This window comes from Stenotrophomonas sp. (assembly GCF_059505245.1).
In genome coordinates this window covers 23,552-36,601 of record NZ_JCACKF010000039.1, presented here as the reverse complement: position 1 = coordinate 36,601, position 13,050 = coordinate 23,552, and the positions used below count along the sequence as shown (strand labels likewise).

Sequence of the window (13,050 nt, the reverse complement as noted above, 5' to 3'; positions counted from 1 at the left end):
CTGGTAGATGCCAACCTTGGTTGGCGTTGCCGGCCAGCGGCCGGCACGACCGGGCGGGGCGGCTGACCGACCTGCACCTGCGTGGCCAGGCTCTGGTAGATGCCAACCTTGGTTGGCATTGCCGGCCAGCGGCCGGCACAACCGGGCGGGGCGGCTGACCGGCCGGTGAAGCCGTCCGTCGGAAAGGTGGCAGCGGACCCCGGAAACCCGGATAATGCACAAAAGCCGGACGGGCCTCCCCGTTCGGCTTTTTCCGTGTCTGGGCCCTCCATCGCCGGCCGCTCCCCGTTTGGAGCCGCCCTCCAGGTGCTGGCCAGCCCCGCCACGGTTTACCCGTCCGCGGCCCCGATGGCCGCAACAAACCGAGGAGCCCGTCATGGGTCAGTCTGTCGTAGTGTTGGGTGCCCAGTGGGGCGATGAAGGCAAGGGCAAGATCGTCGATCTGCTCACTGAGGAAATCGGCGCCGTCGTGCGCTTCCAGGGCGGCCACAATGCCGGCCACACCCTGGTCATCAACGGTAAGAAGACCGTCCTGCACCTGATCCCGTCGGGCATCCTGCGTGACGATGCGCTGTGCCTGATCGGCAACGGCGTGGTGATCTCGCCGGCCGCGCTGCAGAAGGAAATCGCCGAGCTGGAAGCCTCCGGCGTGGAAGTGCGTTCGCGCCTGAAGATCTCCCCGGCCGCGCCGCTGATCATGCCGTACCACATCGCCCTGGACCAGGCGCGCGAGCGCGCAGCCGGTGGCAAGGCGATCGGCACCACCGGCCGCGGCATCGGCCCGGCCTACGAAGACAAGGTGGCGCGTCGCGGCATCCGCATCGCCGACCTGCATTACCCGAAGCAGCTGGAAGAACTGCTGCGCACCGCGCTGGATTACCACAACTTCGTGCTGACCAAGTATCTGAACACCGATGCGGTCGACTTCCAGAAGACCTTCGACGAAGCGCTGGCCTTCGGCGAATACGTGCAGCCGATGAAGTCCGACGTGGCCGGCATCCTGCACGACCTGCGCAAGCAGGGTAAGCGCGTGCTGTTCGAAGGTGCGCAGGGCGCGCTGCTGGACATCGACCACGGCACCTACCCGTACGTCACCAGCTCCAACACCACCGTCGGTGGTGCGCTGGCCGGTTCCGGCGTCGGCGCTGATTCGATCGACTACGTGCTGGGCATCGCCAAGGCCTACGCCACCCGCGTCGGCGGTGGCCCGTTCCCGACCGAGCTGGACGACGAAGTCGGCCAGGGCATTCGTGACCGCGGCGCCGAGTACGGTGCGTCGACCGGCCGCCCGCGTCGTTGTGGCTGGATGGACATCGTCGCGCTGAAGCGCGCCGTGGCCATCAACGGCATCAGCGGCCTGTGCATCACCAAGCTGGACGTGCTCGATGGCATGGAAAAGCTGAAGGTCTGCATCGCCTACGAATACAACGGCAAGCGCACCGAGTACGCGCCGCTGGACGCGCAGGGCTGGGAAGAATGCACCCCGGTGTATCTGGAGTTCCCGGGCTGGAGCGAGAACACCCACGGCATCACCCAGTGGGACGACCTGCCGCCGGCCGCACGCGCCTACCTGCGTTCGCTGGAAGAGCTGGCCGGCTGCCCGATCAGCATCGTCTCCACCGGCCCGGACCGCGACCACACCATGGTCCTGCAGGATCCGTTCGCCTGAGGTGGCGCCGGGCCATGCCCGGCGTTGGTGACAGGAAAAGCCCCGCGCACGCGGGGCTTTTTCGTTACTGTGTGGCCAGGCCAGCGGGGAAGCGACGCGATGACCAGGATGTCAGCGTGAAAGGCGGGACGGTAGTGCGGGTCACCCTGTGGGTGTCGTGGAGCCTGTGGTGCATGGCCTGCCTGGTTCTGGCGCTTGGCGCCATCGCCAACTGCCTGGCCTCGCGTACCCAGACCCTGCCTCTGCTGCTGAGCCCGGGTGCGACGGCCGAGGTGACGGTCTACCGCCTCATCGATGACCAGCTTCGGCTGCGCCTGCGCTATGCCGCGGACGGTACAGAGGCTGACCCTGAAGTGCTGCTGCGCATCGAGACTCCCACCGAACATGGAGACTTCCGCGCACGGGAGCGTTCGGGAGTGGCCGGGCAGGGCATCGACCGCGCGCTGGTATCGGTTGAGTCCAGCGGCCTCATGGCCTCCTACTTTGGTTACGGTCGCGGCGACGCATTGCCACGCGGCCGCTCATGGCTGCGGGTAACCGTGCTGGAGGTGGATCCGGCGCTGGCGGGACGCACTGCAGACATCGAGCTGCAGCCGCCGCTGGGTCTGCTGAAGCTGACCGACCTGGACTACCTCTGGCTGTGGCCGTTCTTTTTCTGGAAGATGGCGGCGCTGTTCCTGCTGATTCCGGGGGCTGCGTTGACTGTCTTCACTTTGGCGTTGCGGCGCCAGCAGCGCCGGGCATCGGTGCCGCCGACTTCAGCAAGGGATAGGGATTGATCGACTCTCCCTTCCACCACTGCTTCTCCGGCCCCAACACATGCACTTCGAAGTGCAGGTGCGGGGCCTCGGCGCTGGCATTGCCGGTGCTGCCGACGTAGCCGATCACATCCCCGCGCTTGATCGCCTGTTTCTCGGCCAGGCCATCGGCATAGCGCTGCAGGTGCGCGTAGTAGTAGCACCAGCGTCCGCTGGGCTCGAACTGGTAGATCGTCAGCCCGCCGCGTTCGCTGTCGAACAGTTTTTCCACCGTGCCATCAGCCACCGCGAGTACCGGCGTACCGGCATCGGCCAGGATGTCGATGGCATCGTGTACGCGGCCTTCGCTGCGTGCATCGGTGAAGGTATCGCGCAGCTGCGAGGCCAGGATGCCCTGCACCGGCAGCAGCAGGCCGGACGGTGCATCCGCAGCCTGCGCGGCCGGCGGCGCGGTGGTGGCGGGTGGGGCCGTTGCGCGTGGCGCTGGTTCGACCACCGGCGCGGCGGACACCGCCGATGGCGCTGCCGGCAGCGAGGCGGCTACCGGCTCACTCCCATCGCGACGCAGCCACCAACCTGCCCCCAGTCCCAGCAGTACGCCCAATACGATCAGCTGCGAAAGACGCATGGGCTTACTCCTGCATCACCACGGGCACCGAAGTATCCACTGCGTCGGCCACACGCACCGCATCCCAGTTGGTCATGCGTACGCAGCCATGCGATTCGGTCTTGCCCACGTGGCTGGGTTCGGGTGTGCCATGCAGGCCGTAGTGCGGCTTGGACAGGTCGATCCAGACCCGGCCGACCGGATTGTTCGGGCCCGGTGGCAGCGTCGCCTTCTTTTCGCCCTTGCGCGCATCCCAGAACAACTTCGGGTTGTAGTGGAACGGCGGGTCGCGATACACGCCCAGGATCTTCCATTCGCCGATCGGCAACGGGTCGTGCTGGCTGCCCGACGACACCGGCACCTGCGCGATCAGCTTGCCCTGCGCATCCAGCAACTGCAGGGTGGAGTCGGATTTGTCGACCACGATCTTCGCCGCCTTCGGCAATGCCGCTGGTGCGATGTTGGGCACTTGGATGCGGCTGCCAGCCTTGGTCAGATCCACGCCGGGATTGAGCACCTTCAGCAACTCCGGCGAGGCGTGGAAGCGCTCGCCCAGGGCTTCTTCCACACTGCTGAAACCCAGCGATTTCAGCTTGGCCTGTGCGGCAGGTCCTTTCGGTATGGGCTGGAACGGGCCGGCAACATCCTCGGCAGTCAGCGTGTAGCTGGCCAGCGGCGTGATCGTATCGGCCTGTAGAGCCTTCCAGGTGGCGTCGTCCAGCTCACCCGTTACGGTCAGCCCATGCGCGGCCTGGAAGCCCGCCACCGCGCGTCGCTGGTTGCTGCCCACTTCGCCATCGATCTGGCCAGGCGAGAAATTCGCGCGATCCAGCAGCACTTGGGCATGCAGTGCGGAGCGCACTGCGGTGTCCGGGCCGGCCTTCTCGGCAATGGGGGCGGGCAGGTTGGGCGGCGGCACCTGCGCGAAGGCCGGCGACGCCAGCAGCGAGAGTGCGAGCAGGGTGGATCGGGACACAGATGAGGGCATTGGGATCTCCAGCAGGTACGCCGCCACCTTGCCCGCAGACAGCGCCGAGCCGCCGTGAAAGGGATCTGATGCCCGCATGAGCAGGCATGTCATTGCGGCTGATTGCCAGCGGCAGGTGCCGCTGGGACGGGGACTCACCAAGGTGAACCGTGGCCGAAGCCACCGATGGAGGGCGATCAAGATTGCCTGCCGTGCCGCCGATAAGGCCACATCCCCCCGTATTGGATACCCCCATGAACTACTTGAGGAACGTCAGGGTTGCCTGGCGTCTTGGGCTGGGCTTTGGCCTGTTGCTGCTGCTGGTCGCCGCCGTGGTGGCCACCGGCGCCACTGCCAGTGTCGTGCAGAAGCGCGCGATGCAGCAGGTGGTCGACGTCAGCGTGGCCAAGGTGCGCCTGCTGTCGCAGATGCTCGATGCCAACAACCAGATGATGGTCGTGCGCCGCGAAATGCTGATCCGTCAGGGCGAAGACCGCGGCAGCGACGAGAAGCGCATCGCCGACCTGGTCAAGCGCTATGAGGCCAGCTGGACCGCCTACCAGGCGCTGCCCAGCGATGCCCAGGGCAAGACCATCGCGGAAACCATCGCGGCCAAGCGTGCCGTTGCGCGCCCGCTCAACAAGCAGACCAGCGAACTGATGGAGCAGGGCGATTATCCCGGCGCCGTGGCGCTGACCCTGGGCGCGGTGCAGGAAGCGGCCAACGGCTGGAACAAGGCGCTGTCCGATGGCGTGGACTTCGAGGAGAAGGAAAGCCGTGAAGCTGCCGCCGAAGCGATCCGCCTGGGCGAACGCAGCCTGCTGCAGCTGCTGGTGCTGGGCGGCGTCGCGCTGCTTGCCGGCATCGGCGCCTCGGTGATGATCGGCCGCAGCCTGACCGGCCCGCTGGCGCGCGCGGTGAACCTGGCCGAGCGGCTGTCCAAGGGCCAGCTGGACCAGGAGTTCCGCCTCGGTGGCCGGGATGAGCTGACCCAGCTGGGCGAGGCCATGGCCAGCGTGCGGCAGAGCGTGCAGGCGGCGATCGGCGCGCAGCTGCAGATGGCTGAGCAGCACGAAGCGGGTGCGATCCGCTATCGCATGGACGACAGTGCCTTCCCCGGTGATTTCGGCCGCATGGTGCAGGCCACCAACAGCCTGGTCGAATCGCACGTGCAGGTGGAGCTGCTGATGGCCGAAGTGATGCAGCGTTACGCGATCGGCGACCTCAGCCGTGACCTGCCGGACTACCCGGGCGAGAAGGGCACGCTGACCCGCACTCTGGCCGCGGTAAAGCAGAGCCTGATGGCGATCAACGCGCAGATCGATGAACTGGCCCGTGCGGCTCGCGCCGGCGACTTCAGCATGCGTGGCGATGCTGCTGCGTTCCAGTACCAGTTCAAGGCAATGGTCGAACACCTCAACGGCATGATGGCCAGTTCGCAGGCCAGCATTGCCGATGTTTCCGACGTGCTGCGCGCGATCTCGCACGGTGACCTGACCGCACGCATGGACGGTGAGTACGACGGCGTGTTCGCGCGCATGCGCGACGACGCCAACACCACCACCGCACAGCTGACCGGCATTGTGCGGGGCATCCAGGTGGCTGCCGACAGCATCAACAACGCGGCACAGGAACTGGCCGCCGGCAACAACGACCTGTCGCGCCGCACCGAGCAGCAGGCGGCCAACCTGGAGGAAGCTGCCGCGTCGATGGAGGAGCTGACCTCCACCGTGCGCCAGAACGCCGAGCTGGCGCGTCAGGCCGACAGCGAAGCGCATGCCGCCGGTGCCGCCGTACGCGAGACCGAGCAGGCGATGGCGCAGATGGCCTCGGTGATGGGTGAGATCGATCAGTCCTCGGCACGCATCTCGGAAATCTCCACCGTTATCGACGGCATCGCGTTCCAGACCAACATCCTGGCGCTGAACGCTGCGGTGGAAGCCGCGCGCGCGGGCGAGCAGGGCCGTGGTTTTGCCGTGGTCGCCAGCGAAGTACGCACGCTCGCGCAGCGCGCCGGCGTCGCGGCCAAGGAGATCAAGGAGCTGATCGAAGACGCCGCTGCCAAGGTGAAGAGTGGCCTGGCGGTGACCGTTGAATCGGAAGCAGCGATCGCGCGCGTGGCCCAGGCCAGCTCGCGCACCACCCAGCTGATGAGCGACATCGCAGCGGCCAGCAAGGAACAGGCGGCCGGTATCGAGCAGGTCAACCAGGTGGTGGTGCAGATGGACCAGGTGACGCAGCAGAACGCGGCCCTGGTGGAAGAAGCCACTGCGGCGAGCCGCGCGCTGGAGGAGCAGGCACATGCGTTGACCACGTCGGTGGCGGTGTTCAAGGTGGAAGGCGCGACGGTCTCTGCTGTGCCCCGTCGCGCGGCCTGAGCGGGCTGCCAGTGCAGTAACAGGAATGCGGCCGCCTTGGGCGGCCGTATTTGCATCGCCCGCTCAGGCAGCAGGGAGGATCGCCCTCATTGCTCCAGGACGCTGCCGAGCATGGCCCCAAGCACGTACAGCACGCCAAGCGTGGGAGGAATCACCAGAAGGTAGACGGTGATCCAGGTCATTCCGGAAAGCCAGCGTCCCACGCCGATGACGTTGAGTGCCGCGGTCTGCAGCATCACCGGCAGTTGCATGAGGATGTAGGCGCTCTTGGGGTCGCTGTTGGACCGGGCATCGAGCACCAGCCAGGTGGTCAGCGCGAGATAGAGCGCGCATAGGGCAATGCCGGTCCAGCTGAGCCAGCGTGGCTTGCGCATGCCGCCTTCCTCGTCTGTCCGGGGCCATCAGGGTAGCGCCGCGAGCAGCGGCGTGCACTTCCCTGGGGCGAGCCGATAAGCGAAGCTGCGCGGCAGCGAGTCGTGCGAAGGGACCTGAGAGGTGAGCAATGTGATGAACGCCGTGATGCTCCCGATCGTGATGCTGCCCGGGCTGGATGGCAGCGGCCTGCTGTCGACATGCTTCGTGGAAGCGATGCAGGACCAGGGGGTTACCGTGCAGGTGCTGCCGCTGCCCATGCACGGGCCACAGGACTACGTTACATTGGCGTCGATCCTGCGCCCGCAGCTTCCCATCTCTCCCTTTGTGCTGCTGGCTGAATCGTTTGCCGGGCCGCTGGCTATCGAACTGGCGGTGGCTTCACCGCCGGGATTGCGCGGATTGATACTGAGTACGACCTTCGCGCGGCGACCGGTGCCGCTGCCAGCGGCGAGCGCACGCTTGCTTGCCCCTGCATGGCCACCGCCGCCGCTGGCGTTGCTGGCCCGGCTTCTGCTGGGGCATTGGCGGACACGCATGAACCTTCGCGAGCTGCGACATGCGATCGCTGCGGTACCGACCGCGATCCTGCGGCAGCGCGCTGCGGCGACACTGCAGATCGATGTCCGCGCGCAGTTGCCGAAGCTCACGCTGCCGACGTTATGCCTGCATGCACGACAGGACCACCTGTTGTGGCCGCCCAGCGTGGCCGAGCTGCAGGTCTTGTTGCCCGATGCCCGGCACGTATCGCTGGAAGGGCCGCATCTACTGCTGCAGGCCCGTGCCGAGGCAGCCGCAGCCGAAGTTGCCGCATGGATGAGGGCGTTCCCCTCCTGATCGAAGACTCAGCCGCGTGCGCGCGTGCGCGCGGCTTTCTTCGCCGCCGCCTTGCGCACGGTCTTCTTCGCGGCCCGCGTCTTGGCTGCCTTCTTCGCGGCGGCGCTCCGCGCGGCGGCCGTACCCGCCTTCTTTACCGCTGCCTTCTTCGCCGTCTTCTTTGCGGCCTTCTTTGTCGCGGTCTTGCGAGCCGGTGCCTTCTTCGCCACCGCCTTCTTCGCAGGTGCCTTCTTCGCCGCCGTCCTCTTGGTTGCGGCCTTCTTTGTGGCCGATTTCCTGGCAGGCGCCTTCTTGGCAGCCTTCTTGCTGGTCGCCTTCTTCGCGCCCTTGCGGGCACTGCCGGCGCGCTTGCCGCCGCCGTCCTGCTTGTTCACGGTGGCCCAGGCAATGCGTTCGGCGGTGCCTTCACTCGCGCCGCGATCACGTTCGCTTTCCTCGATGTGCTCGGCCTGGCGCTTCTGCTTTTCGGTGTATGCGGATTTGTCACCACGTGGCATGACGATTCTCCTGTCGTTGTGGTCAGGCCAGCAGGCGCAGCTTGGGCTCGCGCGCCCACTGGCGGGTGGCGGCCGCCGCCAGGAATGCCTTGGCGTCTTCTGCTTCGACGATGCCGGGGTCGTTGCCGACGCGCGCCGCCTTCAGCAGCACCTGGCCGCCCGCGTCGCTGGCGATGGCCTTCAGGTGTGCCCACGCCTGGCTGACGAATTCGACGGCTGCACTCTCTTTCGACAAGGCCTTCGCGGCTTCAAGGCTGAGCACCACGGCTACTGCATCGAACACGGCTGACGGGGTGCCCGCCAGCTGCCCATCTGCCGCCTGCAATGCGCCATCGCTCAGCGTGGCGCCTCCCACTTTTGGCGCGACAAGCTTCACGTCTGCACCTGCCTTCCGGACGGCCTTGCTCAGGCTGGCAATCACGCGCGCGTCGGAGCCTTCGTCGAACAGGATGCCGATGCAGCGACCCTGCAGGGTGGGCTTGTTACGCCCGATCACGCGCACCTCGGGAGCGGGTGGCATGTCCAGCACCGGCGTGGCGGTTGGGGCCGGGTCGGGCAGCGCAGGCAAGGCCAGGCCATCGGCCACGCGCTGCGCCAGCGCGTCATCGATGTTGCGCAGGTGGCTGACGGTGCGCACCCGCACCTTCAGCGTTTCCACCTTGGACAACTCGAACACCAGCGCCGATGCCAGGTGCGCCTGCTCCGGCTTTTCCAGGCTGCGGAAGAACATCCGGGCCTGGCTGTAGTGGTCGGCGAAACTCTCCGCGCGGGTGCGGCCCTTGCGGCCATCGTCGGCGCTGGCATGGCTGCGGAATCCGGCAGGCGTCTCGCGCGGGGTGTCGTCCTGCAGCGAGCTGGGATCGTAGGCGACGCGGCCCTTGGGCACCTGCATCTGCATGTGGCCGTCGCGCTGATGATTGGCAAACGGACACTTCGGTGCATTCACCGGGATCTGGTGGAAGTTCGGGCCGCCCAGGCGCAGCAGCTGGGTGTCCAGGTAGGAGAACAGGCGGCCCTGCAGCAGCGGGTCGTTGCTGAAGTCGATGCCGGGCGGCACGTTGGCCGGGCAGAACGCCACCTGCTCGGTCTCGGCGAAGAAGTTGTCGGGCCAGCGGTCCAGTACCATGCGCCCGATCACCTGCAACGGCACCAGCGATTCGGGAATGATCTTGGTTGGATCCAGGTGGTCGAACGGGAATGCGTCGGCGTCTTCTTCGGTGAACAGCTGCACCGCCAGCTCCCATTCGGGAAAGTCGCCGCGCTGGATGGCCTCGAACAGGTCGCGGCGATGGAAGTCATTGTCGGCCGATTGCAGTTTCAACGCTTCGTCCCAGACCGTGGACTGAATGCCCAGCTTGGGCCGCCAGTGGAACTTGACGAACGTCGACTCGCCGGCATCGTTCAGCAGGCGGAAGCTGTGCACACCGAAGCCTTCGATCATCCGCAGCGAACGCGGGATGGCGCGGTCGCTCATCGCCCACATGATCATGTGCATCGATTCGGGCATCAGCGAAATGAAGTCCCAGAACGTGTCATGGGCCGACGCGGCCTGCGGGAAGGCGCGGTCCGGTTCCATCTTCACTGCGTGCACCAGATCCGGAAACTTCATCGCGTCCTGGATGAAGAACACCGGGATGTTGTTGCCGACCAGATCCCAGTTGCCCTCCTTGGTGTAGAACTTGACCGCAAAGCCGCGCACGTCGCGCGGGGTATCCACCGAGCCTGCGCCACCGGCCACGGTCGAGAAGCGGGTGAATACCGGCGTCTTCACGCCGACCTCGGTCAGGATGCGTGCGCGGGTATGGGCTGCCAGTGATCGGGTCAGCTCGAAGTAGCCGTGTGCTGCGCTGCCACGTGCGTGCACGATGCGCTCGGGAATGCGTTCGTGATCGAAGTGGGTGATCTTCTCGCGCAGGATGAAGTCCTCCAGCAGCGTGGGCCCCCGAGGTCCCTGCCGCAGAGAGTTCTGGTTGTCCGCCACCGGAATGCCCTGGTCGGTGGTCATTGCCGGATGGCTGCCCCCGGCCTGCTGGTGCAGTTCATCGCCGTTGCCGCGGTGGTGGTTCTCGGCGTGGGTGGTTGCGCGCTTGCCGGTCGGCTTGCTGGCGGCCATTGACGTTGGCTCCGGATGCTCAAAGAGAACCACGACACTGGAACCGGGCCCGTTAAACCGAGGTCCGGCAAAGGTGAACGTACAGGCAAAAGCAGGCTCGGGTATGCTTGTTCCATGCGAGTCGAGCCCGCCGACATCGAAGCCCTGTTCGACGCCATCCCGGATGTGCTGTTCTTCATCAAGGACCGCCAGGGGCGTTACACCCACGTCAACCAGACCATGCTGCGGCGGCTGGGTCTGCGCGCGCGCAAGGACGTGATCGGGCGTACGGCGGCCGAAATCTACCCGACCGGCCTCAGTGCGGACTACGTTGACCAGGACGCCCGCGTGCTGTCCGGTGAGGTGATCGAGAACCTGATGGAGCTGCACCTGTTCGCCAACCGCGAACCGGGCTGGTGCCTGACCTGCAAGCGCCCGCTGGTGGTCGACGGGGCCATCGAGGGCCTGATCGGCATTTCGCGCGACCTTGGCCAGAAGGACAGCCTCGGCACCCAGTACGAGCAGCTGCGGCTGGCGCTGGCCCACCTCAACGCGCACTACGCCGAGAACGTGCGCATGCAGACCCTGCTGGACATCACCGGCTTTTCGCTGTCCAAGCTGGAGCGCAGCTTCCGCAAGGTGTTCCAGATGACCCCGCAGCAGGTGCTGACCCGGCTGCGGATCCAGATGGCCATGCATCTGCTGCATGGCGACGACAGCATCGCCTGCATCGGCCAGGCCTGCGGTTTCAGCGACCAGAGTGCCTTCACCCGCAAGTTCAAGGCTGAAACCGGTTTCTCGCCGCGTGCCTATCGTGCCCGTATCGGTGGGAACGTCGGCGAGCCGGCGCTGGCCTGAGCGGCCTGCTGCGCTGTGCCTATCCCCGTGGGCACGGGACAGGGTAAGGTGTCGCCCCTGTAGCCCGCCGCCAGCCCCGCCGATGCCCAACTCGATTCCGACCGCTTCGCCGTCCCGCCTCGGACATTCGCTCAAGCCCCGCCAGCTGATCATGATGGGCCTGGGCAGCGCCATCGGCGCCGGGCTGTTCCTCGGCTCGGGCGTGGGTGTGCAGGCGGCCGGTCCGGCGGTCCTGGTGTCGTATCTGGTCGCCGGAGCGCTGGTGATCATCGTGATGAACGCTCTGGGCGAGATGGCGGCGGCCAAACCGACCAGCGGCGCGTTCTCGGTGTATGCAGCCGACGCCATGGGGGCTACCGCCGGTGCCACCGTGGGCTGGCTGTGGTGGGTGCAGCTGGTGATCGTGATCGCCGCCGAAGCAGTGGGTGCGGCCGGGCTGCTGGCCACGGTCTGGCCGGCGATACCGGTACCGATGGCGGCGTTGGCGTTCATGCTGTTCTTCACCGCGATCAACCTGCTCGGAGTGAAGAACTTCGGCGAGTTCGAATTCTGGTTCGCCATCCTCAAGGTCGCGGCGATCCTGGCGTTCATCGCCATTGGCGTGGCGCTGCTGATGGGATGGCTGCCGCAGGTGACCTCCCCGGGCCTGAGCAACTTCACCGAACACGGTGGTTTTGCGCCGAAGGGCCTGGCCGGGATCGGCGCGGCGCTGCTGGTGGTGGTGTTCGCCTTCGGCGGCACCGAGATCGTGGCCGTGGCGGCGGCCGAAACCGAAGACCCCGAGCGCAGCATTGCCCGTGCCATCCGCACCGTGGCCTGGCGCATCCTGGTGTTCTACATCGGCTCGCTGAGCGTGATCATCGCCGTGGTGCCGTGGACCAGCGAGGCGCTGAAGTCGCCGTTCGCCGCCGTGCTGGACATCGCCCGCATTCCGGGCGCGGGCACCGCCATCACCCTGATCGCCGTGATCGCGCTGCTGTCGGCGCTCAATGCCAACCTCTACGGCGCCTCGCGCATGATGTATTCGCTGGCGCAGCGTCGCGAAGCGCCGACCGTGCTTGGCTGGACCGACCCGCGCCAGGTGCCGGTGATCGCCGTGCTGGCCAGCGTGCTGTTCGGCTTTGCCGCCACGGTGATGGAACTGCTGTTCCCGGACCGGGTGCTGCCGGTGCTGCTGAACATCGTCGGTTCCACCTGCCTGCTGGTGTGGACGCTGTCGCTGGTCTCGCAGCTGGTGCTGCGTCGTCGCGCGGATCGTCTGGGTACCCGACTGCCGTTCCGCATGGCCGGTTTCCCGTGGCTGACCTGCTGTGCACTGGCGATCCTTGCGCTGATCTTCGGCCTGCTGCTGAGTGAGTCGCACACCCGCCTGCAGTTCCTGTCGATGGTGGCGTTGACTGCCACGATCGCCGCCAGCAGTGCCATCGCGCGGCGCATGCGCCAGGCGTGATTGAAGCTGCCGGCCAGCGGCCGGCACTACCACGGGGGCTGCACATCTGCCGTGCCATCCTGATCGCGTAGGCCGTCATCGGCCCGTCGACCAGGAGTACCGCATGCTGCGCAGCCGTCCCTTCCTGATGTTCACCGGCCAGGCCGAGGCCGCGCTGGCCCTGTACGCCGAAGCCTTTGCCGATTTCCGGCTGCTGGCCCTGCAACGCCATCCCGAGGGGGCCGGCGCCGGCGTGCCGGGGCAGGTCCGCCAGGCCATCTTCCTGCTCGGTGGCACCCACTACCTGTGCTTCGACAGCCTGGACGTGCACGATTTCACCTTCTCGCCGTCGATCTCGCTGTTCGTCGAGTGTTCCGGTGCCGAGCAGTTCGAGCGCGCGGCACGCGTGCTGGGTGAGGGCGGCCATTGGTTGATGCCGGTGGGCGACTATGACTTCAGCAATCGCTACGGCTGGGTGCAGGACCGCTTTGGCGTGTCGTGGCAGTTGAGCCTGGGGCAGATGCCGGACCCGTGATCGGATGCTTGTGGGTGTGGGCCTTGGTCCACACGCCCCATGAAAACGGCC

Annotated in this window: 12 protein-coding genes; 7 read left to right on the top strand and 5 right to left on the bottom strand. The window is 66.7% G+C overall.

The window, feature by feature from the left end:
• The first annotated feature begins 376 nt into the window (after window positions 1–376).
• On the top strand, window positions 377–1,669 hold the full coding sequence (locus AC5JLE_RS15450; protein ID WP_014648029.1) for an adenylosuccinate synthase: 1,293 nt from the start codon (window positions 377–379) through the stop codon (window positions 1,667–1,669).
• A gap of 116 nt (window positions 1,670–1,785) precedes the next feature.
• On the top strand, window positions 1,786–2,448 hold the full coding sequence (locus AC5JLE_RS15445) for a hypothetical protein (RefSeq protein WP_241884303.1): 663 nt from the start codon (window positions 1,786–1,788) through the stop codon (window positions 2,446–2,448).
• Here the strand turns inward: AC5JLE_RS15445 and AC5JLE_RS15440 are convergent.
• Both AC5JLE_RS15440 and AC5JLE_RS15435 read right to left on the bottom strand, forming a co-directional pair.
• On the bottom strand, window positions 2,378–3,055 hold the full coding sequence (locus AC5JLE_RS15440) for a M23 family metallopeptidase (RefSeq protein WP_197557161.1): 678 nt from the start codon (window positions 3,053–3,055) through the stop codon (window positions 2,378–2,380). The genes AC5JLE_RS15445 and AC5JLE_RS15440 overlap by 71 nt on opposite strands.
• 4 nt (window positions 3,056–3,059) lie before the next feature.
• On the bottom strand, window positions 3,060–4,022 hold the full coding sequence (locus AC5JLE_RS15435; protein WP_197557160.1) for a L,D-transpeptidase family protein: 963 nt from the start codon (window positions 4,020–4,022) through the stop codon (window positions 3,060–3,062).
• A 233-nt stretch (window positions 4,023–4,255) separates the two neighbouring features.
• On the opposite strand from AC5JLE_RS15435, the gene AC5JLE_RS15430 reads away from it, so the two are divergent.
• On the top strand, window positions 4,256–6,379 hold the full coding sequence (locus AC5JLE_RS15430) for a methyl-accepting chemotaxis protein (RefSeq protein WP_032960021.1): 2,124 nt from the start codon (window positions 4,256–4,258) through the stop codon (window positions 6,377–6,379).
• Between the two features lie 86 nt (window positions 6,380–6,465).
• Here the strand turns inward: AC5JLE_RS15430 and AC5JLE_RS15425 are convergent, their stop codons facing one another.
• On the bottom strand, window positions 6,466–6,753 hold the full coding sequence (locus AC5JLE_RS15425) for a hypothetical protein (protein WP_032960023.1): 288 nt from the start codon (window positions 6,751–6,753) through the stop codon (window positions 6,466–6,468).
• A 133-nt stretch (window positions 6,754–6,886) separates the two neighbouring features.
• On the opposite strand from AC5JLE_RS15425, the gene AC5JLE_RS15420 reads away from it, so the two are divergent.
• The gene (locus AC5JLE_RS15420; RefSeq protein WP_423172659.1) at window positions 6,887–7,588 is read left to right on the top strand and encodes an alpha/beta fold hydrolase; all 702 of its coding nucleotides are present in this window, start codon (window positions 6,887–6,889) and stop codon (window positions 7,586–7,588) included.
• Window positions 7,589–7,596: 8 nt separating this feature from the next.
• Here the strand turns inward: AC5JLE_RS15420 and AC5JLE_RS15415 are convergent, their stop codons facing one another.
• Complete coding sequence (locus AC5JLE_RS15415; RefSeq protein ID WP_014648023.1) at window positions 7,597–8,085, bottom strand: hypothetical protein; 489 nt, start codon at window positions 8,083–8,085, stop codon at window positions 7,597–7,599.
• Window positions 8,086–8,107: 22 nt separating this feature from the next.
• A complete protein-coding gene (locus AC5JLE_RS15410; protein ID WP_241884305.1) occupies window positions 8,108–10,198 on the bottom strand; it encodes a catalase in 2,091 nt (696 codons plus the stop codon).
• Between the two features lie 114 nt (window positions 10,199–10,312).
• Here AC5JLE_RS15410 and AC5JLE_RS15405 point away from each other — a divergent pair, with 114 nt between their 5' ends.
• The 3 genes from AC5JLE_RS15405 (at window position 10,313) to AC5JLE_RS15395 (ending at window position 12,999) form a co-directional block, all read left to right on the top strand.
• Complete coding sequence (locus AC5JLE_RS15405; protein ID WP_014038112.1) at window positions 10,313–11,035, top strand: AraC family transcriptional regulator; 723 nt, start codon at window positions 10,313–10,315, stop codon at window positions 11,033–11,035.
• Window positions 11,036–11,117: 82 nt separating this feature from the next.
• Window positions 11,118–12,485, top strand: a complete 1,368-nt coding sequence (locus tag AC5JLE_RS15400; RefSeq protein WP_496065444.1) for an amino acid permease — start codon at window positions 11,118–11,120, stop codon at window positions 12,483–12,485.
• 103 nt (window positions 12,486–12,588) lie between these two features.
• Window positions 12,589–12,999, top strand: coding sequence for a VOC family protein (locus AC5JLE_RS15395; protein WP_005418291.1), 411 nt, complete (start codon window positions 12,589–12,591; stop codon window positions 12,997–12,999).
• Window positions 13,000–13,050 lie beyond the last annotated feature (51 nt).